The sequence below is a fragment of the Phyllobacterium myrsinacearum genome, assembly GCF_014138285.1.
In the GTDB taxonomy this organism is placed as follows: Bacteria; Pseudomonadota; Alphaproteobacteria; order Rhizobiales; family Rhizobiaceae; genus Phyllobacterium; species Phyllobacterium myrsinacearum_A.
This window is the reverse complement of record NZ_JACGXN010000008.1, coordinates 65,835-86,027: the sequence shown is the minus strand read 5'-3', so window position 1 is coordinate 86,027 and position 20,193 is coordinate 65,835. Positions and strand designations below refer to the sequence as shown.

Genomic DNA, 20,193 nt, shown 5'->3' with positions numbered 1-20,193 from the left:
TAGCAGAAACTCCGCCAATTCGGGATTCTCGATGTTCTGGACCTTCAGAGGCTGATCCCGCCGGGCAAGGCCGACGGAATCGTGCACGTCTGTTTTCAGGCTAGATCGTCTTCGCCCCCATCTCCTTGGCGATGTATTCCGCCTGCCGGATGGCGAGGCTGACAATCGTCAATGTCGGGTTCTCGGCTCCGCCCGAGGTGAACTGACTGCCATCGGAAACGAAGAGATTCTTGATATCGTGGCTCTGGCCGAACTTGTTGACGACACCGTCTTTCGGCTTTTCGCTCATGCGGTTGGTGCCGAGATTGTGAGTTGAGGGGTAGGGCGGTGTCGGCAGGGTGCGTGTCGCGCCGACAGCTTTGTAAAGGGCCTGTCCCTGCTTGTAAGCATGGTTCCGCATTGCGGTGTCGTTGGGATGGTCGCTGAAGTTCACATTGGCGATGGGCAGGCCGTACTGGTCTTTCTCCTCCTTGTGCAGCGTGATCCGGTTATTCTCCTGCGGCATGTCCTCGCCGACGATCCACAGACCTGCCATGTTGGCGTATTCATCGAGTGCCGAGGTGAAGGAACGGCCCCAGCCGCCCGGATCGAGGAAGGCAGCCATGAAGGGAAGGCCGAGCGACAGCGTCTCCATTTCATAGCCGCCGACAAAGCCTCGTGCAGGGTCATGCCGTGCCTCGTCGCGAATAATCCCCGCCATGGTGGTACCGCGATACATGTGGACGGGCTTTTCGAAAACGCCGTACACCGAGCCGGTGGTGTGACGCATGTAATTGCGCCCGACCTGGCCGGAGGAGTTGGCCAAACCGTCGGGGAACATGGTCGAGGCAGAGTTCAGCAGCAGGCGCGGGCTTTCGATCGAATTGCCCGCAACCGCAACGATGCGGGCTTTCTGCACATGCTGCTTGCCGTCCTTATCCACGTAAAGAACGCCGGTCACCTTGCCGTTCTTGTCGTGCTCGATCTTTTGCGCCATCGCATTCGGCCGCACTTCCAGCTTGCCGGTCGCCTCGCCCTTGGGAATTTCCGTATAGAGCGTCGACCATTTAGCACCCCATTTGCACCCCTGGAAACAGAACCCCGTCTGCTGGCAGGACATGCGGTCGTCGCGGTCAGCGGAATTGATCGCCATGTTGCCGGTGTGGCATTCCTTGTAGCCGAGCTTGTCGGCACCGGCCTTCAGCACCTTGAAGTTGTTGTTGCCGGGCAAGCCGGCAATGCCATTTGTGCGGGTCACACCCATCTTGTCCTCGGCCTTGGCATAGTAGGGCTCGAGTTCTTTCAACGTGATGGGCCAGTCAAGCAGGTTGGCGCCTTCGAGCTTGCCGTAATGGCTGAGCGTGCGGAATTCATGCTCCTGCAAACGCAGGGAGGCGCCGGCCCAGTGGGTGGTCGTGCCGCCGACCGATTTGACGATCCAGGCGGGAAGATTGGGGAAGTCCTTGGCAACCCGCCAGTCGCCGGATGTGGTTCGCTTGTCGACCCAGGCGAGCTGGCCGAAACTGTCCCACTCATCGTTGATGAAGTCTTCGTACTCGTGCCGCGCACCGGCTTCGAGAATAACAACGTCGATGCCTTTTTGCGCGAGCTCGTTGCCAAGCGTGCCGCCTCCCGCGCCGGAGCCGATGATGACGACGACATGGTCGTCCTTGAGATCATAAGGTGCAGCCATGGTTTCCTCCCAATAGGCTGAAAAACAATGTGGAATGACTGAGCGGGCTCAAAGCCATTCGATGTCGCTGAAACCGCGAGCGATATAGCCGCCCTTCGAGTAGGCTTCGCCTTCATAGCCAAAGAGTGGCCAGAGCTCTTTCTGGTTGTAGAGCCCGGTGACCAGTCCGCCACGGACGGTCTGGAAGAACGGCGTGTCTTCAATCTGCCGCAGCAGTTTCAACCGGTGATCTTCCCAGTCGAGACCAAGATAGCCGCCATTGCCTGCCCGCTTGTCGAGATCGGCTATGCCCGCTTCGATCAGCTCTTTCTGTTTGGCATCAGACCCTGCCTTCGCGTCGTAGGGTTTGACGGCAATGGCGTAGAATCGATCTGGAATGTTGTCATGCGGGTAGATATCGCGCGCCAGTTGAATGAGCGTTGCCATTGTTTCCGGCTTGAGATTGGACGTCTCCAGACCCCAGGCCTGTTGCGGATGGATAATCGAATTGCTGCTGATTACCAGCAGCGCGCCGAGACTGGCCATGCCGCCCCGTTTGAGCAGCTGCCGCCGCGACAGGCCGGCCTGTCCGCCGGGTTCGTCCGGCGCCGTGGCCTTGCGGTTGAATATCGTTACCATGGATTTCCTCCCTTGCTTGCTATCGGTGCTCTTCCCCGAGTGCACCCTTGCTGGCTGATGGCGTTCCTCCAACGCCGGTCAACCGGTTTCAGACAAACCGGCCTTGTCGTTGCAGGACCTCAATTTTGTAGCCGTCCGGATCTTCGATGAAGAAGAAACGGGCCAGCAGCGCGCCTTCGCGCTTGAATTCGACAATGTCACGGATCTTGAGATTGAGACTTTTCAACCTGACATGCTGAGCGTCGAGGTCATCGACGCTGACCGCGAGGTGGCCGTAGCCGTCACCGAGGTTGTAGGGTTCGGTGCGGCCCTTGTTGATTGTCAGTTCGAGCTCGAAGGCTGTCTCGCTGTTCCTCAGATAGACGAGGGTAAAGCTGTCGAAATCCAGCCGGTCAGCGACCTCCAGACCGAACGCCTGCTGATAGAATGATATGGACGCACCTTCATCGAGTACGCGGATCATGGAATGGATGGCTTTTGCCAAAAAAGACCTCCTTTAATGTTGAACCCTCACCGCAAAACTCCGGTTGCAGTTGCGGGGTATGTCGGTGATTATGGACCCGGGAAAACAGAAAGGGTGGCAATCGGCTACCACACCGTGCGGAGAGCGGAATAATTTTTGCCTGAGATGATCCGATGCGCAAAATTTCACCTATCAAGATGAAGGACGCATCAAGAGGATTGCACAGGGCGAAGCAGATAAAGGGAGGTTCGTTGAATGTGTAAAGTATTCGCAGAACAGGATCCGGAGGGCTACCGGCAGATCAACCGTTCTGTGCGCATCGCCGGGCATTCCACCAGCATCCAGCTTGAGGTGACCTTCTGGAAGCTTCTTGATGAAATCGCTGCAAGCCAGAACATGACGACGCCGCGCTTTATCTCGACACTTTATGACGAAGCCCTTCAGGCGAATGGTGAAATTCCGAACTTTGCCTCCATGCTGCGCACCACCTGCGCGCTATATCTGCGCGGTGTGCAAACACCCGTGGAAAGCGCTTCGGTGACGCCGATCGGCAATCGCGCCGCCTGACGATCAGGCCGGGATACGAACCACGGCGCGCAGGCCGCCCATGGGGCTCGTGTCCAGCGTGATGTCGCCGCCATGACTGCGGGCAATGTCGAGGGCAATGGCAAGGCCCAGACCGGTGCCGCTGGCATCCTGATTGCGCGCCTCATCCAGCCGGAAAAACGGTTTGAACACCTCGTCGCGCATCTCCTTGGGGATACCGGAGCCGTCATCGTCAATGGTTATGCTGAGCCAGCCTTCGCGATGATCGGCGGTGACGACGACATTCTTTGCGTAACGAAATGAATTTGAAACCAGATTGGATATCAGGCGCGAGAAGGCATTGGGGCGAACCTGGATTTCCGGTTCACCGCGAATACTTGACCTGAAGCCGCGCTCCAGCAGAACGCCTTCCTCCTTCAGTTTGGCGAACAGCCGTTCCAGATTGAAGGTTCCGGTTTCTTCTTCCGCCTCGCTGCGGGCAAAGGCGAGATAGCCTTCCAGCATGGATTGCATATCCTCGATATCCTGCTCCATGGCTTCCGTGTCGACCTTGTGGCCGACGAGCGCAAGCTGCAGCTTGAAGCGGGTGAGGATCGTCCTCAGATCGTGGCTGACGCCGCTGAGCATCGTCGTGCGCTGCTCGATCTGGCGTTCGATGCGTTCGCGCATGACGATAAAGGCCGCACCGGCCCGGCGCACTTCTTCCGCGCCGCGCGGCTTGAAATCGGGTGGCGTTGCCCGTCCCTTGCCGAAACTGTCGGCAGCGGCCGCCAGCTGCTGGATCGGTTTGATCTGGTTGCGCAGGAAGAGAATGGCGATAGCCAGCAGCACCAATGCGGAACCCGCCATCCAGACGAGCAGGATCAGGGTATTCGAGGCATAGGCCTGGCTGCGGCGGGCAAAAACCCGCAGAACCTTGCCCTCAAGCTGAATGCGGATTTCCACCAGGTCGGAATCGCCTATTGTGTCGATCCAGAAGGGGCGGTTGATCTGTTTGGTGATCTCCGCGCTCAACGGTTCATCCAGTGTGGAAAAGAACGGTTTCGGGCCGGGGGCGGGCAACGGATCCGGCGGCAGGATAGAAATGTTCAGGGACAATCGCTCGCGTGCGATGCGGATGAGGTTCTCATAGCCCGGATCCTGGGGATAGGTGTCCATCAGGTCGATAATGCCTGAGATGTCGCGCACGACGGCAGTCGACAGGCGCTGCGTCACCGTCTGCCAGTAACGCTCCATGTAAACGAAGGCGATGACGGATTGCAGCAGCACCATGGGGGCAATGATGATGATCAGCGAGCGGGCATAGAGCCTTTTCGGCATCCATTGTGCCAGCCAGCGGGAAAATTTCCGCCATGGGCCAAGCAGCGTGCTGCGTCTGCGCCGCCAATGCCGCTGCCTGACTGCCAATGCGCGTTTTGCACTGTCCGTTTGTGCCATCTGATCAGTGCCCGCTCGCGCATTGGTTACTACGTCCGGATTATTTGATCCGGACTCTACTCCACGCTCAATTTATAGCCGACGCCGCGTACTGTCTGCAACCAAACTGGATTGGCTGGATCATTTTCAATCTTGCGGCGCAGGCGGTTGATCTGCACGTCGATTGTCCGTTCGCCGACGTCGCCTTCCTGGCCGGTCAACTCGTGCCGGGGCACAGTTTCGCCGGCGCGGGCGGCAAAGATCGCCATGATGTCCTGCTCACGATCGGTCAGGCGGATCAGCTCTCCGGAACGCTTCAGCTCGCGCTTGGCGATGACGAATGTATAGGGACCGAAAACGATCTGCTCAATCTTGGCCTGGGATGCCGGAGCACCGCGACGCAGGATGTTGTTGATACGCAGGATCAGCTCACGTGGGTCGAAAGGTTTTGGCAGATAGTCATCTGCACCTGCTTCGAGGCCCGTAATGCGGCTGTCCGTCTCCGAAAGGGCGGTCAGCATCAGGATCGGAACATTCTTTTCCTGTCGCAATGACTGAGTGAGGGCGACCCCGCTTTCACCGGGCATCATCACGTCGAGGATCAGCAGGTCGTAGTCAATGCCGGCCAGCTTGCGCCGCGCCTCGTCCGCATTGGCAGCCACCGTAATGCGAAAACCGCTGCCCGTCAGATATTGCGACAACAGATTTCGAATTCGAGTGTCGTCATCGACAATGAGCAGGTGTGGCGCATCGTCTGAAAGCGGAAGTTCTTCACTCACTAATATCATTCCTTCTCTCTCCGGGCATTTGCGCCCGCCCCTGGTCCCCGGATGTCCCGATCCGTCTTGCAATAAACTAACCTGCCTGTGGCAGACTGTCGATCTGTTGCCTTTGGTCGGGATTGACCATCGCCTTGAGGAAATGTTCGATCACCGTCCGGTCAGCCAGACCGATTTGCTGCAATGCACTGCCAATGCGGCGTGATTGCGGTGCAGCAAGCTCAAGTGCAAGTTCTCTGCCCTGCATCGTGGGGTAGAGCTCCCGTTGACGCCGGTCGCGCGGACCCGGTACCTGCACGACATGATCCGTATCGATCAGCTGCTTGAGCACCCGTGCCAGACTTTGCTTGGTAATTTGCAGCACATCAAGCAATTCCGCCACCGTCATCCCCGGCTTACGGTTGATGAAGTAGAGAACTCGGTGGTGGGCGCGGCCAAAAGCCAGTTTTTCCAGGATCAAATCCGGGTCGGCGGTGAAGTCGCGATAGGCAAAGAAAAACAGCTCAATCAGGTCGAGTTCACGCGCGTCTTCCTTGGTCAGGGCTGTCTCAATGTGCCGATCTGGTGTATAAGATTTCATACAGGGCTCCCGCTCTCACTCATGTGTGCCGAATAATATGTCAGTCTTGTTGACTTAATTTTAGACTGCTGATAATTTTTGGCAAGCTGTTGGCCGCATTTTGAATGAAACGAAAAGCCAATAAGTGTTTCTGAGACATTTTCCTCATCGAAACGCCTATTACTCTCGGGAGCCATGGTTCACCAATTGTGAAGCGGGGCAATTGGCGTCGTCTCAAACCCGTCCAATGATCAGGAATCAAACGCCTGGAGGAAAACATGGCATCCGTACCATTTGATCAGCTTGAAGGTTACATCTGGATGAACGGCGAAGTCGTTCGTTGGGCAGATGCTAAGGTTCACGTGCTGACTCATGGCCTGCATTATGCAAGCTCGGTCTTTGAAGGTGAACGCGCCTATGGTGGCGAAATCTTCAAGCTCAATGAACACACGGAGCGTCTGCACGAATCGGCAAAGATTCTCGGCTTCACCATTCCCTACTCGGTTGAAGAATTGAACGATGCCTGCCGCAAGCTTCTCGCCAAGCAGGGCTTTCAGGATGCTTATGTGCGTCCGATCGCATGGCGCGGCAGCGAGTCGATGGGTGTTTCGGCGCAGGCCAACAAGATCAATGTGGCAATCGCCATCTGGCAGTGGCCAAGCTATTTCGACCCGGCACAGAAGCTCAAGGGCATCCGTCTTGATATCGCTGAATATCGCCGTCCGGATCCGAAAACTGCTCCTTCGAAGTCGAAAGCTGCGGGTCTTTACATGATCTGCACCATCTCCAAGCATGCGGCGGAAGCCAAGGGTTATGCGGATGCGCTGATGCTGGACTGGCGCGGCCAGGTGGCCGAAGCCACAGGCGCCAACGTGTTTTTCGTCAAGGACGGCGTTATTCACACGCCAAAGCCGGATTGCTTCCTCGACGGCATCACCCGCCGCACGGTCATCGATCTGGCCAAGCGCCGCGGCTATGAAGTCGTCGAGCGGGTGATTATGCCGGAGGAACTGGAAGGTTTTGAACAGTGCTTCCTGACCGGTACTGCGGCGGAAGTCACGCCGGTTTCGGAGATCGGACCGTATCGCTTCACGGTTGGCGATATCGCGATCAACTTGATGAACGATTACGCCGCCGAAGTAACGCCCAAGAAAGCAGCGGCTGAATAACTCGCAGCATCGGACTGCAAATAAGGCGCTCTCTGTCCGATACTCCAAGCTTGCTAACGAAAACAATCGGTTGATACCTCTTTATTGAGGCATCAACTGGTTTGACATTGCCTAAAACTTAGTCAACATGCCAGTTGTCAGGCATGAGTCTGGCGCGAAACGTTGACGGGGTGTCAATTATGGGTGCGCTTCTTCCTCTTATCATCCAACTTATCTCAGGTGCGGTCGGCGGCAATATTGTCGGCGGCATTCTTAAAAACCTGACACTTGGCCCGACTGGCAATACGATTGCCGGTGGCGTTGGTGGACTAGTAGGTGGTTACTTGACGCAATACCTTGGCGCCGGTGGTGCCGCGGCTGTGACTGACGCAGTAGCATCGTCGGGGCTCGATCTGGGCTCGATCATCAGCAATGTTGCCGGTGGCGGTGTTGGCGGTCTTATTCTTACGGCAATTGTTGGCGCCATCAAAACATCGCTGGCAAAATCCTGATCCTGATAAGATACGCATGATTTTCAAGGGCGGTCCCATTGGCCGCCCTTTTTATTTGGGTTAAAGCCTGATGTGTGACGTATGAGACAAGCATAAGGTTTGAATGAAATGGGACAATTGCAGGCCGGTATTATCCCCGTTACGGCTTTCCAGCAAAACTGCACCATCCTCTTTGACAGTGATGACAAGCATGGTGTGCTGATTGATCCCGGTGGTGATAACGATCAGGTACTTCATGCGATCCGCTCCAATGGCATCACCATTGACGCGATCTGGATTACCCATGGCCATATTGATCATGCGGCCGGTGCGATGGACATGAAGGAGACGCTCGGCGTCGATATTGTCGGACCGCACGAAGCCGATAAATTCCTTCTGGATTCAATGGAAGAAAAGGCAGCCCAGTACGGCATCCAGGGCAGCGGTGTGCGCAATTGCACGCCGGACCGCTGGCTCAAAGATGGTGATACGGTCTCCTTCGGCTCACATGTCTTCGAGGTCTTGCACTGCCCGGGACACGCACCGGGACACGTGGTTTTTTACAACGCCATTGCCAAATTCGCCCATGTTGGCGATGTGTTGTTCAATGGTTCGGTTGGGCGCACGGACTTGCCGGGTGGTGATCATGAAACTCTGATCAGTTCGATCAAGAACAAGCTTTTTCCACTTGGCGATGATATCGGCTTTATCTGCGGGCATGGCCCCGGTGGCCGTTTCGGTGAGGAACGCCGCACCAATCCATTTCTGACATGACAAAAAGGCCGCCGGATTGCTCCGGCGGCCTTGTGAACTGCGCGCGGATCCGGAGATCAGTTGGCCGTGCAGAAATAGTCGCGTCCGTCATAACCACGGAATGTACCGGTGCCCGGATTGAACGAACGGTAACGATCAGCACAATAGCGGTACCATGAAGGTGACCAGGGACGGGCACCGCCGTAATAGGCTGGCCGTACTTCGCGATAAACGCGAACCGGGGCCCGATAAACGGGGCGATCGTCATAATCGCGATAGATCACATCGGGTTCGCGTGGCTGAGCCAGCGCGCCGCCGATCAGAGCGCCGGCTGCCAAGCCGATGGCACCGGCTGCCAAGGCGTCGCCGCCGCCGCGGTGATGGCGATAGCCGCGATCGCGGTAGTAGCCGCCGTGCCGGTTGCGCCAGCCCCAATCGTCGGCGGATGCCGATGTGGCCAATGGAACAGCAATCGTGGCAAAAGCTGCGGTTGCAAGAATGGCAATTTTCATACCTTTAAACATCTGTGCCTCCTTTGAAGCATCCCTGGCGGAACTTTTCGAACCGCCTGATCGTGTTGGGCTGGACTTTTCAAGTGGGGGCGCCAGCCGTGTTGTGAGTTTTAAACTTCCCAGAATGAATGCAACCTGAACGAAGCCCGCGCACTTTCGTTCCCATCATTCGTGCAGGAGTGACGGCACATCACACGACAATATTAGCAAATCGATGGCAAAACATACGCGGGAGGGTGCAGAAAGCGGGCAATTTCGGGGCATGGCCGCACAAAATCCATACCCGCTGCGGTAGCGCAGCCATCGCTGCGACCGTTTGGCCGTGCATTCCCAAGGAAAAACCCCCGATTTTAGCCGGGAGCTCCAGAACGGCTTACGCCGCTTGAATTATTCCGAAACCGTGATGTTGACGGCCTTGGGGCCCTTGCCACGACGGTCAGGCTCGGTATCGAAGGAAACCTTCTGATTGTCTGCGAGACCTGTGAGGCCAGATGCCTGAACCGCGGAGATATGGACAAAAATGTCCGCCGCGCCGTCATCTGGTTTGATAAAGCCAAAGCCTTTTTCACTGTTGAAGAATTTGACCGTACCGGTCTGTGCCATGCTCAGTTCCTTTTCCTTACTTACCGCGTTCCCCTCCGGGTTTGCGGGATTGGTAGCGTCGCCTTTTGTAAGATACATCCAGCGCAAATCATGCAGGCAGTTCTCGAATTCAGGAAAGGAGCCGATCATTGCCGGGATTTCTCCCGACCCGGTATTCTTGCGGTTCCGGCGCGCCGTTCTTCCAGTCTTCCAGTGTTCGCAGATGCCCGAACGCTTTGAGACTGCTAGAATATGTGTTTTTTGGCAAGCAAAAGTTTTTCTGACATTTAGGCGACTATATCGAACAGCTGTGCAGCAGACATACTTGGCCGCGCAAAATTGTTGCCTGACCCCCGTGTATTGGTGGCGGTGGACTTTACAATTTGAGGTTGTGACGAGTGGGAAAACTGCATAAAACTGTCCAAATGGTCAAATATTGACATATGACCCTAACGGTTGCGTAGAACAATACATGCGCCGCCCGCTCCATGCAGCTGTGCACAGATCGTATTGGCTTCCCCGCGCGTATCGGCGCCAATGCGCACCGCATAGATGCCGCGCCGGCCCATCGGTGTGCGGTATCGGCTGATAACGGGCTCGTGCTGATTGAGAATGGCCGGAAAAGCCCGGCGCAGGCGTTCCATCTGGTTCACGGCGGCCGAGCGGCGGAAGTTGCCGGCAATCTGGATTCCCCATGGTTTCGGCTTGATCTGGGCCATCGAGATCGTGGCAGACCTGATAACCGGCAGCTGGCGGCAGGCCGCATCGAATGGCAGTTTGCTGTTGAGCGGCGCCGCGGCTATTTCTGCGCCGGCAGCAAAATCATCCGCTGGCCGTCCTGTGATATCAAGCACATAGTCTTCGGTTTCCAGAGGCAGGAAACCGCCGCTCGACAGCCATTTCGACACGCGGGTTGGTCCGGCATTGTAGGCAGCAGCAGCCAATCCCCAGTTGCCGAAGGTGCGGCGCAAATCCTTCAACAGGGCCGCAGATGCAGGCAGCGCCTGGGCAAAATCGAAGGGATTGGCCAATTGCCGTTCTTTGGCAGTTCCCGGCATGAACTGGGCAATACCTTGCGCGCCAACCGGGCTTAGTGCCTGGTCGTCAAAACGACTTTCTTTCCAGATCAGACGGGCGAAGAAGTCGCGCGGTACACCATGGCCATCCGCCTGGGTTGCGATGGCTGCGCAAATCTGGCTGACGGTCGGGGCAGGCGGCTGGACCGGTACCGATACGGAAGGGTTGTCAGCAGCAAGCACAACCGATGCGGTCAGCATGGCGAAAGATGCACCCAGAGCGATCTTACAAAGCGCGTTCACCCAGCCCCCATTCGTGATGCATTCTATTGATGAGCATAAAGCACAGAGCAATTCCGGATGAAAGACTGGGCTGTCCGTCCGGTTACATTTGATTTGTTTGCGGCGCGAAGACCTTGATCGCCTTTTCGCGGATACGGAAATGTGCGGGGGTCCATGTGGTCAGGTCGCCATCGGTGTTCACGGCGCGCGGTTTACTGGTCTTGATCGTGATTTCCGTGGTCTGGAAGGCGCGGACATCATCCCAACGCCCATGCGTGCCCTTGCGCAGGCTGGGGAGGAGACCCAACAACCGCCACCAATGATCCACTTCCAGACTGTAGAAATCGAGTCGCCCGTCATCGGCAGTCGCAGTTTCCTCCACGGTCATGCCACCGCCATAGTGCCGGCCGTTGCCGACGGAAACCTGCATTGTCTTGATTGTTTCGACCGAGCCGTCATGCTCGACATAGGCGGTAAACAGCCGCGAACGCGCCAGAAGGCGTGCAGCAACGATGGCATATCCGAGCTTGCCCCAACGCTTTTTGGCTTTTTCCGTAAGCTCTGCCGCAAGTTCTGCGCTGAAGCCGATGCTGGCGACGTTAAAGAACAGGTTGCCGTTTACCTCGCCAAGATCGATGGGGCGGGGCTTGGCTGACAGGATCAGTTCCGCGGCTTGCAGCGGAACGGGCGGAAGACCAATCGTCCGGGCGAAATCATTGGCCGTTCCAAGGGGAAGCACACCCAGCGGCAAACCCGTCTCGACAAGACCGGCAGCGGCAGAATTCAGGGTCCCGTCACCGCCGCCGATGATTACCAGATTACAGTCATCTTTCATGCGGCGGATCACATCGGAGATGGATTCGTCCTTTTTCGGCGCCGCGTCGACCAGTGTCAATCCGCCAGCTTCCAGTCGTTTGCGGATCGGATCGATCGGCTTCCTGCCGCTGCGTGCGTTGGGATTGACGATAAAAAGGGCACGTCGTGGCGGTTTTGCATTGGTCAAAAGGCTGGTGCTCCGGTTGGCAGTTCGTCGCAGGTGGGGTTTCATTTGTGGCGAAACAAGGCTGTACGGGTATCGCGGCGGGTGGATTTTGGCCGATGCAGGCGCTACACAATCGGCAGCACCTGTTCGGCCAAAGCATGAGAGTTCAATGTCTGCAAAATCTTCGCTTACAACCATCGGTTTTGATGCAGACGACACGCTCTGGGAAAATGAACAGTTCTTCCGGATGTCAGAAAAGCGTTTCGAGGCGCTTCTTGCTCCTCATACAGATACACCGGATCTCTCGAACCGGCTTCTGGAAGTGGAACGGCGCAATCTCGATCTCTATGGTTTCGGCATCAAGGGATTCACGCTGTCGTTGATCGAAACAGCGCTTGAGGTGACGGACGGGAAGATACCGTCATCCGTTCTTGGTGAAATACTGGCGGCGGGCCGTGAGATGCTGCGTCATCCGATTGAAACCCTGCCGCATGTGCAGGACACGCTGGAACAATTGGCAGGCCGTTATCGGCTGGTGCTGATCACCAAGGGTGATCTCTTCGATCAGGAACGCAAGCTCGCACAATCGGGCCTTGGTGATTTCTTCGAGGCGGTTGAAATTGTCAGCACCAAGGACAGGGGGACTTATGAGCGGATTTTCAACCGCCATGGCGATGGACCCCAGTACAGCATGATGATCGGCAATTCGCTGAAGTCAGATATTGTTCCGGCCATCGAGGCGGGTGGCTGGGGGGTCTATGTCCCGCATGCACTGACGTGGGTGCTTGAACACGTGGATGCGCCGGTTGCCGAGCCACGCTTCCGGCAGATCGAGCACCTTGGCGAACTAGGGGCGCTGCTCGCCGATATCGGATGATTATTCGGCGGCGTGCTGTTCCTGTGCGCCGTCGTCGGGGCCATTGGGATCACCTGCCATTGTTTCACAGCCAAGATCGGGGAAAGCGACGACGCGATTACCGGCAAAATCGGTGCGAACGACCACCAGTCCCTGTTCTTCGAAATAGGTCAGAAGCCGCCGGGCGCGGCGCGCAGAATGGGTGCCATAGGCACGGGCGAGCGTTGCATCGGACGGGCAGGGATTTCCTGTAACCGCCGCCTGCGCAACGATGAAGAAAACGCCTTGCACGTCGTCAGGCAGGCTCTTGGACAGTTCCAGCGCCTGCTGCCATGGCTCGCTTTGTGCGGTTTCGCCGTCAATGCCGGCGCGCGCTACGGCCAGCTTCCTTCGGAAGGCGGGCAGGGACAGCGCCTCACCTGGTACGCGGCGGATACGGCAGCGCACCAGAAAATCCTGATAAAGAACCGCGTCGGTGCGGAACCCGGCGTCAGGGTCACCAAGCATTTCCTGCATCACACCATCGATAAGCCCGCTGCGCTCGGCTTCGTCGATTTCGGGGAACAGCGTCATAACAGGTGCTTCCGCTTCGGCGGTTGCCTTGGCCAGTGTGAGCTGTGCAAGAATATCTGCCGTCGGGGTTGGCGGCGGCGGTGCAGGCGTGCGCCGCACGACCGGACGCCGCTCTTCGGGGGCAGGTGTGAAAATCAGATCATGGGCGTCGTCGGCCTGCTGCGGCAGCGGTGTCAGCTTCGGACTGGACGAACGGGCAGAGGTCTCGACGGGGCCAATGGTGACGGGCAGCGGACGGCGCGAGAGTGCTGGCCCCAGGGCGACAAAGTGCCCGCGTGCCAGATCGCGGAATTGTTCCGCCTGCCGCCGCTCCATGCCGAGCAGATCGGAAGCGCGGGCCATGTCGATATCGAGGAAGGTTCGGCCCATCAGGAAGTTGGAAGCTTCAGCAGCAACGTTCTTGGCCAGCTTGGCCAGTCGCTGCGTGGCGATGACTCCGGCAAGTCCGCGTTTGCGGCCGCGGCACATCAGGTTGGTCATGGCTCCGAGGGACAGCTTGCGTGCTTCGTCGGACACTTCGCCCGCGACAGCCGGCGCAAAAAGCTGCGCTTCGTCAACGACGACAAGCATGGGATACCAATAGTCCCGTTCGGCATCAAACAGGCCGCCGAGAAAGGCAGCCGCGCAACGCATCTGCTGTTCGACATCGAGACCTTCGAGATCGAGCACCACGGAAACCCGGTGCTGGCGGATACGGGCGGCAATGCGGGTCAGTTCGTTCTCGGTGCGGGCACCATCAACGACCACGTGGCCGTATTTGTCAGCAAGCGTAACGAAGTCGCCTTCCGGATCGATGACGCATTGTTGCACCCACTGGGCGCTCTGTTCGAGCAGACGGCGCAGAAGATGGGATTTTCCCGAGCCGGAATTGCCCTGCACCAGCAGGCGCGTGGCCAGAAGCTCTTCCAGATCGAGCATGGCTTTTGCGCCTGCGGGCGCCGCTCCCATGTCGATGTCGACCTTCATTGCTTCTCCAGACCGGTGGTGATTCCGCGCACGATCAAACGCGCGCGGACCTCCTTAGCATTCCTTTTCGCTCATGCGCGAGCGATATGTCGCTTCTCCCCGGAAACCCACAGATGGTTTTCTGGAGTGCTCGTTTGAAATTGCGTTCCAAACTCTTTCATTCGCGCAATCACATAATCCGGTTCCATCAACCCGTCGGGGAAATAGAGCCCCGGCGCGACCTTTTCTCCACCGGAAAGACCAAGCAAGCGCTCGACTGACAGTGCTACATGCAGGCCAGTGAGAGGTGCCTGACCCTGCGGATGGACGATATCCAGACGCGTTGTCGTCTGCTCGCCGATTTTGAGTTGGCCGCTGATTTCAATGACGATTTCAGTGGAAAAGGGCCCGCCGCGGCGGCGGCTCGCCGATTCGCCGTAAGCCATGTCAAATCGGATGGAGTGTGCATCGGTAGCAACGCCTAGGCTCAGGACGTCGAGAGGCGAGTAGGCGTTCGCCTCCACTTCGATACCGTCGATATCCGTGAAACGGCGGGTGGCTTCCTCGCCTTTAATCCAGTGCCATTTGCCGTTTTTGAGGGTCAACGGATTGGGCGCAGACTGGGTCAGCCGTTCGAAGTCGGCAAAGGCAGCCGGTCCGCCCATATCCTGCTCGTCCAGCACGACGGCGATTGTGATGTCGTCAATTCGGCTGAAGTCCCTGGCCGCTTGAAGCACCGGGAAGGTGGCTGAACCTGCCAGCCATGTGCTGGCCATGAGGATGGGCGCGCTGTTGGGCTTGTGGATGTAGTGCGCCATCTCCGGTCCCACTTCGAACACACCGCTGGAAACGCTGAGATACGGCAGTCCGTGCGCCTGCGCATACTTCAGACTGTTGAGCGTCTCGTCCTTCACGAACAGGACGATGGCGCTGAATGCCTTGCCAGCGGATTGACCGAGATCGGCCCGGTCAAGATCAATTGAAACGGCTTCGGCATTGCCAAGAGAATCGGCCACAGATTTCGCCTTCGCCAGATCACGCCCGCCAACGGCAATGGGTAAATCCGGGTGGAGCTTGCGCAAGGTTTGTGCCGCTTGCGAACCGACGATGCCTGATCCGCCGATGATGAGGACAGGGGCTGTGATGGTCGTGGACATGGAGAATTCCTTTATATTACTATTAGTAAGTTACTTTTAGTAATATGTAGACATGCGATTGCAAGTCAAGGGGTTGGATTGTTATTCTGGTGAAAAAGGAAATCCGCATGAGCAAGACCGCAGCCGCCAAGAAAATGCCGAAAGCCCAGCGGCGGGATCAGCTTATGGAAACGGCGCTGGGGATCGTTCGTGGACAAGGAACGGACGCACTGACGCTCGGCTATCTGGCGGAGCGGGCGGGGGTGAGCAAGCCCATCGCCTACGAGCATTTCGGTACGCGGTCCGGTCTGCTTATCGCGTTGTATCAGCTGCTGGACCAGCAGCAGGTCGATGATTTGCTGGGGGCGCTTGAACAGGCACCGAAACAACTGGGAAGCGTCGCCAGACTGATGAGCGAAGCGTACATGGCCTGCTACAGGTCCATTGGCCCGGAATGGCATGCCATCTCGGCCGCTCTCAAAGGCGATGAAGAGATGGAGCGGTTCCAGAAAACGCTGATCGACGGCTATGTCGATCTCTATTGCACGGCGCTGGCACACTATTCGGCGCTCGCCGCCGCTGATCTGCGCCTGCGTTGCGTGGGTATCATCGGCGCAGCCGAAGCCATTTCACGCGAAATGACCTGCGGCTGTGTGGATGAAGCGACAGCCTCTGCCGCTCTGGGATCGCTCATCCTGCAATGGGTGGCCAGTTAGCTTGTTTCCCATGTTGATGTTCCCGGCCTCTCTCCTTGCGGGGGAGAAAGAGTTTTCTTGGATTTAGCCTCCCTCTCCGTCATCCTCGGGCTTGACCCGAGGACCCAAGCCTGAGGGCGCGGTGAGGGAGGTTGTTCTGTGGTCTTCGCCGTGGATCCTCGGGGCAAGCCCGAGGATGACGGAAAAAGAGGACTTGATGGTCTCCCCCAAGGGAAGATATTGCAATCAGGCGCTCACCGTCCGCTCAAGAAACTCCTGCATCAATACAGCGACTTCCTCGGCATGGTCTTCCAGAAGAAAGTGCCCGCCATCGAAAACGTGCAGTTCAGCCTTGGGCAATTGTTCGGCGAAGGCCTTGGCCCCGGCAAGCGCGAAGAAGGGATCATGCTTGCCCCATGTGATCAGCATGGGCGGTTGATGTTCGCGGAAATAGGCCTGAAAATGCGGGTACTGCTTGAGGTTTGACTGGTAGTCATAGAGCAGGTCGATCTGGGCCTCGGCAATCCCCGGACGGTCGAGGCCGTCCTGCGCATGGGTCCAGGCATCGGGGTTGATTCTGGCTGGATCCTTGGCGCCGAACAGGTATTGGCCCCTTGTATCCTCGATCGTGAGGTGGCGGCGCATCGCTGCTTCGGTTTCCGCATTGCGGTCGGCCCACAGGCGCCGGGCAGTATCAAAACCTTCCGACAAACCCTCCTCGTGCGCCACGGCGTTCTGCACGAAAATCGCCGTCACCCGTTCCGGATGGCGGGATGCGAGGCGGAAACCGACCGGGCCGCCAAAATCCTGCGCATAAAGTGCATAGCGCTTGAGGCCAAGCTTCTGGGTGAATGCGTCGATGATGTCAGCCAGGTGGTCAAATGTGTAACGGAACTCCTTGTGGGACGGGGCATCGCTGTAACCGGATCCGGGATAATCAGGGGCTACGACGTGATACCGATTGGCCAGCAGCGGGATAAGATCGCGGAACATATGCGACGAAGTGGGAAAACCATGCAGCAGGAGCAGCGTCGGCGCATCCTTCGGCCCTGCCTCCCGGTAGAAAATCTTGAGGCCGTTGATCTCCTGCGTCCGGTAGCTGATGACCGGGCGTGCATGTTCGTTCGACTGTGACATCGTTCTTGCTCCTGTTGGATGTGTATTTTCACCGTCTAAATGTTATTTTGATGGTTACTCATAACGAGTAACTTGTCAAATTGAATTTTGATGGTTACTTCTAAAGGTGAAAGGAAATGCGATGCCGTTCATTTTTCTGGGCAATGCCCTCTGGCTGGATTTCGTCAATACGCAGATCATTGATGGCGAGCTTGTCGATCTCATCGGCGGTAGCGGCGCGTTTCTGCAATGGGCCAGGGCTGCCGATCTCCAGACGGATGCTGGAGATACTGTCGCATTCGACGCGACCTTGACCGAGGCGCAGGCATTTCGGGCGCATCTGCGCGGGGCGGCAAACAGCCTCAAGGCTGGGACTGCTCTTGATCCCGCCTTTGTCGAGGATATCAACCGGCGCATGGCGGATCATCCGGTCGCGACTGTTCTGGAGAATTCAGGGGACGGATGGGCGACCCGTGCAAAGCCTGTCACCATAGGCCCGCAGCGCATACTGGCCGAAATAGCCCATGACTTTGCCCGGTTTGTTTCCACCGAGGCAACCAATGTCCGCCAATGCAGCAATGAGCGCTGCTGCATTGTCTTCTACGATACCAGCAAGAATCACACGCGCCGCTGGTGCAGCATGGAGACGTGCGGCAACCGGGCCAAAGCTGCCGGTCGCCGCGCGCGGGTTCACTGACGCCTACTGCTCGAGGCGCAGAAGCTTTGCCGCCTCGACCATGTTGACGAGGGCTGGTTTTACCTCTTCCCATTTGCGGGTTTTCAGGCCGCAATCCGGATTGACCCAGATCTGATCGGGATCGAGATTCTTCCGGGCCTTGCGCAGGAGGCCGACCATTTCATCCACCGGCGGAATGCGCGGTGAATGGATGTCGTAGACACCCGGTCCGATCTCGTTCGGATAATGGTAGGTTACGAACGCATCAAGCAGTTCCATTTTCGAACGTGACGTCTCGATGGAGATGACGTCCGCATCCATGGCCGCAATGGAGTCGATAATATCGTTGAACTCGGAGTAGCACATGTGGGTGTGGATCTGGGTTTCATCCTGCACACCCGACGCGGACAGGCGGAAACACTCGATGGCCCAGTCGAGATAGGCAGCCCAATAGGCCTTGCGGATGGGCAGGCCCTCACGGATAGCCGGCTCGTCGATCTGGATAATCCGGATCCCGGCCTTTTCGAGGTCGCTCACTTCATCCCGTAATGCCAGCCCGATCTGGCGGCAGACCTGATCACGCGAAAGATCGTCACGCACGAATGACCACTGCATCATGGTCACCGGACCGGTCAGCATGCCCTTCATGTGCTTGTTCGTCAGCGACTGGGCATAGGCTGACCATTCGACGGTCATGGCCTTCGGACGGCTGACATCGCCGAAAATGATGGGCGGGCGAACATAGCGCGAGCCATAGCTCTGTACCCAGCCGTGCTTGGTAAAGGCAAAGCCGGAAAGCTGCTCGCCGAAATACTGCACCATGTCATTGCGCTCGAACTCCCCGTGCACGAGCACATCGATGCCGATTTCCTCCTGCCAGCGGATGGAGGTTTCCGTTTCCTTGCGCAGCAGTGCGGCATAGGCATTGGCGGTCAGTGCGCCCTTGCCATGTTCCGCTCGCGCCTTGCGTACCCCTTCCGTCTGGGGAAAGGAGCCGATGGTGGTGGTGGGAAAGTCAGGCAGTCCAAGCGATTTCTGCTTTTCGCGGCGGGCGGGATAGGGGCTCTGGCGCTGTGACAGTTGTGCTGTCACGGCCTTCAGGCGCTGTTTGACGGCCGCGTCGTGAATTTTGGTCGATGTCCTGCGGGTTTCCACCGCGGCGCTGGCCGCTGCAAGTTCGCTGCGGACGCTGTCCCGGCCGGTATTGATCGCTTTGCCAAGGATCGACAATTCCTCAAGCTTCTGCGTGGCGAAGGCCAGCCAGCTCTTGAAGTCAGGGTCGATATCCGTTTCGAGCTCCAGATCAACAGGCGTGTGCAGCAGCGAACAGGATGGGGCGAGGATAAGATGGTCGGTCCCACGCTGTGTGATGACAGGCTCGATTCGCTGGAGAATAGCTTCCAGATCGGCGCGCCAGATGTTGCGGCCGTCAATGACACCAAGGGACAGGACAAGTCCGGCAGGCGCCTGGGTTACGACCGTCTGGAGCTGCTCCGGTGCACGGCAAAGATCGAGGTGCAGACCGGCAACGGGCAGACCGAGCGCCAGATCGAGATTGTCGTCGAGTGCGCCGAAATAGGGCGTCAGCAACAGTTTCAAGCGGGGAAGGGCGCGGGCGAAAAACTCATAGGTAATCTTGAACGCAGTCTGCGTATTTTCATCGAGATCAAGCACCAGCGCAGGCTCGTCAATCTGCACCCACTCGGCACCATTGGCGGAAAGGCGGCGGAGAATTTCCGTATAGACCGGCAGGAGACCCGGGAGCAGAGACAGCAGGTCGAGAGTCTCATCCTTGCTCTTGGCCAGCTTGAGGAACGTGACAGGTCCCAGAATGACCGGGCGCGTGTCAAAGCCCTGTTGCCTGGCTTCACGGTATTCCTCGACGGGCTTGTTGGAGCCGAGGCAAAAATCCTGGCCCTTCGTCAGTTCAGGCACCATGAAATGGTAGTTGGTATCAAACCATTTGGTCATCTCCTGTGCCGCGACACCGTGATGGGTACAGGCGCCGTGATCATGGCCGCCCTGACTGCCGCGCGCCATGGCGAAATAGGTCTCGGGAGAAACGGGCCCCCCCTTCCATTCATAGCTTTGCGGCACTGCGCCCACCATGCTGCTGGTATCCAGCACGTGGTCATAGAGCGAGAAGTCGTTGCTCGGTATGTGATCGAGACCGAGCTTCTGCTGCAAGGCCCAGTTTTCCTGACGCAGTCCCGCAGCGATATCCTGCAGGGTGACGATATGGGACTGACCCGACCAGAATCTTTCCAGCGCGAATTTCAACTCGCGCCGCTTGCCGATCCGAGGGAATCCCAGATTGCTTGTGGTGATAGACATAGTGCTTTACCCCGATGGTTGAGGGCAAAGGCCAGGCGCACGC

At 57.6% G+C, this 20,193-nt stretch carries 21 protein-coding genes; 7 read left to right on the top strand and 14 right to left on the bottom strand.

Annotated features, from left to right (window positions below; translation table 11 throughout):
* Nucleotides 1-100: 100 nt before the first annotated feature.
* From FHW16_RS20710 to FHW16_RS20700, 3 genes are all read right to left on the bottom strand, one after another.
* Nucleotides 101-1,672, bottom strand: coding sequence for a GMC family oxidoreductase (locus FHW16_RS20710; RefSeq protein WP_182551188.1), 1,572 nt, complete (start codon nt 1,670-1,672; stop codon nt 101-103).
* Nucleotides 1,673-1,720: 48 nt separating this feature from the next.
* Nucleotides 1,721-2,290 carry a gluconate 2-dehydrogenase subunit 3 family protein gene (locus tag FHW16_RS20705; protein ID WP_182551187.1) on the bottom strand — a complete coding sequence of 190 codons (570 nt, stop codon included), beginning with the start codon at nt 2,288-2,290 and terminating at the stop codon, nt 1,721-1,723.
* Between the two features lie 88 nt (nt 2,291-2,378).
* Nucleotides 2,379-2,774 carry a VOC family protein gene (locus FHW16_RS20700; RefSeq protein ID WP_182551186.1) on the bottom strand — a complete coding sequence of 132 codons (396 nt, stop codon included), beginning with the start codon at nt 2,772-2,774 and terminating at the stop codon, nt 2,379-2,381.
* A 234-nt stretch (nt 2,775-3,008) separates the two neighbouring features.
* On the opposite strand from FHW16_RS20700, the gene FHW16_RS20695 reads away from it, so the two are divergent.
* A complete protein-coding gene (locus tag FHW16_RS20695; RefSeq protein ID WP_182551185.1) occupies nt 3,009-3,320 on the top strand; it encodes a ribbon-helix-helix domain-containing protein in 312 nt (103 codons plus the stop codon).
* A gap of 3 nt (nt 3,321-3,323) precedes the next feature.
* Here FHW16_RS20695 and FHW16_RS20690 read toward each other — a convergent pair whose 3' ends face one another.
* From FHW16_RS20690 to FHW16_RS20680, 3 genes are all read right to left on the bottom strand, one after another.
* Nucleotides 3,324-4,619, bottom strand: coding sequence for an ATP-binding protein (locus FHW16_RS20690; protein WP_432652067.1), 1,296 nt, complete (start codon nt 4,617-4,619; stop codon nt 3,324-3,326).
* Nucleotides 4,620-4,792: 173 nt separating this feature from the next.
* Nucleotides 4,793-5,503 (bottom strand): response regulator, encoded by a 711-nt coding sequence (locus FHW16_RS20685; protein WP_182551184.1) that lies wholly within the window; start codon nt 5,501-5,503, stop codon nt 4,793-4,795.
* A gap of 67 nt (nt 5,504-5,570) precedes the next feature.
* Complete coding sequence (locus FHW16_RS20680) at nt 5,571-6,074, bottom strand: MarR family winged helix-turn-helix transcriptional regulator (protein ID WP_182551183.1); 504 nt, start codon at nt 6,072-6,074, stop codon at nt 5,571-5,573.
* A gap of 257 nt (nt 6,075-6,331) precedes the next feature.
* Between FHW16_RS20680 and FHW16_RS20675 the strand changes: the two genes are divergently transcribed.
* The 3 genes from FHW16_RS20675 to FHW16_RS20665 all read left to right on the top strand — a co-directional run bounded on the left by FHW16_RS20675 (nt 6,332) and on the right by FHW16_RS20665 (nt 8,466).
* Nucleotides 6,332-7,222, top strand: coding sequence for a branched-chain amino acid aminotransferase (locus FHW16_RS20675; protein ID WP_182551182.1), 891 nt, complete (start codon nt 6,332-6,334; stop codon nt 7,220-7,222).
* Nucleotides 7,223-7,401: 179 nt separating this feature from the next.
* Entirely contained in the window at nt 7,402-7,713 is a 312-nt protein-coding gene (locus FHW16_RS20670; RefSeq protein ID WP_091877992.1) for a hypothetical protein, read from the top strand.
* Nucleotides 7,714-7,821: 108 nt separating this feature from the next.
* Nucleotides 7,822-8,466, top strand: coding sequence for an MBL fold metallo-hydrolase (locus FHW16_RS20665; RefSeq protein ID WP_182551181.1), 645 nt, complete (start codon nt 7,822-7,824; stop codon nt 8,464-8,466).
* Between the two features lie 56 nt (nt 8,467-8,522).
* Here the strand turns inward: FHW16_RS20665 and FHW16_RS20660 are convergent, their stop codons facing one another.
* The 4 genes from FHW16_RS20660 to FHW16_RS20645 all read right to left on the bottom strand — a co-directional run bounded on the left by FHW16_RS20660 (nt 8,523) and on the right by FHW16_RS20645 (nt 11,840).
* Nucleotides 8,523-8,969, bottom strand: a complete 447-nt coding sequence (locus FHW16_RS20660; RefSeq protein WP_182551180.1) for a BA14K family protein — start codon at nt 8,967-8,969, stop codon at nt 8,523-8,525.
* 375 nt (nt 8,970-9,344) lie between these two features.
* Nucleotides 9,345-9,560, bottom strand: coding sequence for a cold-shock protein (locus FHW16_RS20655; RefSeq protein WP_091877989.1), 216 nt, complete (start codon nt 9,558-9,560; stop codon nt 9,345-9,347).
* 428 nt (nt 9,561-9,988) lie between these two features.
* Entirely contained in the window at nt 9,989-10,816 is an 828-nt protein-coding gene (locus FHW16_RS20650) for a lytic transglycosylase domain-containing protein (RefSeq protein ID WP_182551314.1), read from the bottom strand.
* 124 nt (nt 10,817-10,940) lie between these two features.
* Nucleotides 10,941-11,840: a lipid kinase gene (locus FHW16_RS20645; protein ID WP_182551179.1), complete on the bottom strand. Its 900-nt coding sequence runs from the start codon at nt 11,838-11,840 to the stop codon at nt 10,941-10,943.
* Nucleotides 11,841-11,988: 148 nt separating this feature from the next.
* Between FHW16_RS20645 and FHW16_RS20640 the strand changes: the two genes are divergently transcribed.
* Entirely contained in the window at nt 11,989-12,696 is a 708-nt protein-coding gene (locus tag FHW16_RS20640; protein ID WP_182551178.1) for an HAD family hydrolase, read from the top strand.
* Here the strand turns inward: FHW16_RS20640 and FHW16_RS20635 are convergent, their stop codons facing one another.
* A complete protein-coding gene (locus tag FHW16_RS20635; protein ID WP_182551177.1) occupies nt 12,697-14,214 on the bottom strand; it encodes an ATP-binding protein in 1,518 nt (505 codons plus the stop codon). It lies immediately after the preceding gene.
* 71 nt (nt 14,215-14,285) lie between these two features.
* Nucleotides 14,286-15,350 carry an NAD(P)-dependent oxidoreductase gene (locus FHW16_RS20630; RefSeq protein WP_182551176.1) on the bottom strand — a complete coding sequence of 355 codons (1,065 nt, stop codon included), beginning with the start codon at nt 15,348-15,350 and terminating at the stop codon, nt 14,286-14,288.
* A gap of 107 nt (nt 15,351-15,457) precedes the next feature.
* On the opposite strand from FHW16_RS20630, the gene FHW16_RS20625 reads away from it, so the two are divergent.
* Complete coding sequence (locus FHW16_RS20625; RefSeq protein ID WP_246711876.1) at nt 15,458-16,045, top strand: TetR/AcrR family transcriptional regulator; 588 nt, start codon at nt 15,458-15,460, stop codon at nt 16,043-16,045.
* A gap of 225 nt (nt 16,046-16,270) precedes the next feature.
* On the opposite strand, the gene FHW16_RS20620 is transcribed toward FHW16_RS20625, so the two are convergent.
* Nucleotides 16,271-17,161 carry an alpha/beta fold hydrolase gene (locus FHW16_RS20620; protein ID WP_182551175.1) on the bottom strand — a complete coding sequence of 297 codons (891 nt, stop codon included), beginning with the start codon at nt 17,159-17,161 and terminating at the stop codon, nt 16,271-16,273.
* A 121-nt stretch (nt 17,162-17,282) separates the two neighbouring features.
* Between FHW16_RS20620 and FHW16_RS20615 the strand changes: the two genes are divergently transcribed.
* Nucleotides 17,283-17,837 carry a CGNR zinc finger domain-containing protein gene (locus FHW16_RS20615; protein ID WP_182551174.1) on the top strand — a complete coding sequence of 185 codons (555 nt, stop codon included), beginning with the start codon at nt 17,283-17,285 and terminating at the stop codon, nt 17,835-17,837.
* A 3-nt stretch (nt 17,838-17,840) separates the two neighbouring features.
* Here FHW16_RS20615 and metE read toward each other — a convergent pair whose 3' ends face one another.
* Complete coding sequence (metE, locus tag FHW16_RS20610; protein ID WP_182551173.1) at nt 17,841-20,150, bottom strand: 5-methyltetrahydropteroyltriglutamate--homocysteine S-methyltransferase; 2,310 nt, start codon at nt 20,148-20,150, stop codon at nt 17,841-17,843.
* Nucleotides 20,151-20,193: the final 43 nt, after the last annotated feature.

Coding starts and splice junctions, on each gene's coding strand:
- FHW16_RS20710 (WP_182551188.1), bottom strand. CDS start 1,672: ATGGCTGCACCTTATGATCTCAAGGACGACCATGTCGTCGTCATCATC.
- FHW16_RS20705 (WP_182551187.1), bottom strand. CDS start 2,290: ATGGTAACGATATTCAACCGCAAGGCCACGGCGCCGGACGAACCCGGC.
- FHW16_RS20695 (WP_182551185.1), top strand. CDS start 3,009: ATGTGTAAAGTATTCGCAGAACAGGATCCGGAGGGCTACCGGCAGATC.
- FHW16_RS20690 (WP_432652067.1), bottom strand. CDS start 4,619: ATGCCGAAAAGGCTCTATGCCCGCTCGCTGATCATCATCATTGCCCCC.
- FHW16_RS20685 (WP_182551184.1), bottom strand. CDS start 5,503: ATGATATTAGTGAGTGAAGAACTTCCGCTTTCAGACGATGCGCCACAC.
- FHW16_RS20680 (WP_182551183.1), bottom strand. CDS start 6,074: ATGAAATCTTATACACCAGATCGGCACATTGAGACAGCCCTGACCAAG.
- FHW16_RS20675 (WP_182551182.1), top strand. CDS start 6,332: ATGGCATCCGTACCATTTGATCAGCTTGAAGGTTACATCTGGATGAAC.
- FHW16_RS20670 (WP_091877992.1), top strand. CDS start 7,402: ATGGGTGCGCTTCTTCCTCTTATCATCCAACTTATCTCAGGTGCGGTC.
- FHW16_RS20665 (WP_182551181.1), top strand. CDS start 7,822: ATGGGACAATTGCAGGCCGGTATTATCCCCGTTACGGCTTTCCAGCAA.
- FHW16_RS20660 (WP_182551180.1), bottom strand. CDS start 8,969: ATGTTTAAAGGTATGAAAATTGCCATTCTTGCAACCGCAGCTTTTGCC.
- FHW16_RS20655 (WP_091877989.1), bottom strand. CDS start 9,560: ATGGCACAGACCGGTACGGTCAAATTCTTCAACAGTGAAAAAGGCTTT.
- FHW16_RS20650 (WP_182551314.1), bottom strand. CDS start 10,816: ATGCTGACCGCATCGGTTGTGCTTGCTGCTGACAACCCTTCCGTATCG.
- FHW16_RS20640 (WP_182551178.1), top strand. CDS start 11,989: ATGTCTGCAAAATCTTCGCTTACAACCATCGGTTTTGATGCAGACGAC.
- FHW16_RS20635 (WP_182551177.1), bottom strand. CDS start 14,214: ATGAAGGTCGACATCGACATGGGAGCGGCGCCCGCAGGCGCAAAAGCC.
- FHW16_RS20630 (WP_182551176.1), bottom strand. CDS start 15,350: ATGTCCACGACCATCACAGCCCCTGTCCTCATCATCGGCGGATCAGGC.
- FHW16_RS20625 (WP_246711876.1), top strand. CDS start 15,458: ATGAGCAAGACCGCAGCCGCCAAGAAAATGCCGAAAGCCCAGCGGCGG.
- FHW16_RS20620 (WP_182551175.1), bottom strand. CDS start 17,161: ATGTCACAGTCGAACGAACATGCACGCCCGGTCATCAGCTACCGGACG.
- FHW16_RS20615 (WP_182551174.1), top strand. CDS start 17,283: ATGCCGTTCATTTTTCTGGGCAATGCCCTCTGGCTGGATTTCGTCAAT.
- metE (WP_182551173.1), bottom strand. CDS start 20,150: ATGTCTATCACCACAAGCAATCTGGGATTCCCTCGGATCGGCAAGCGG.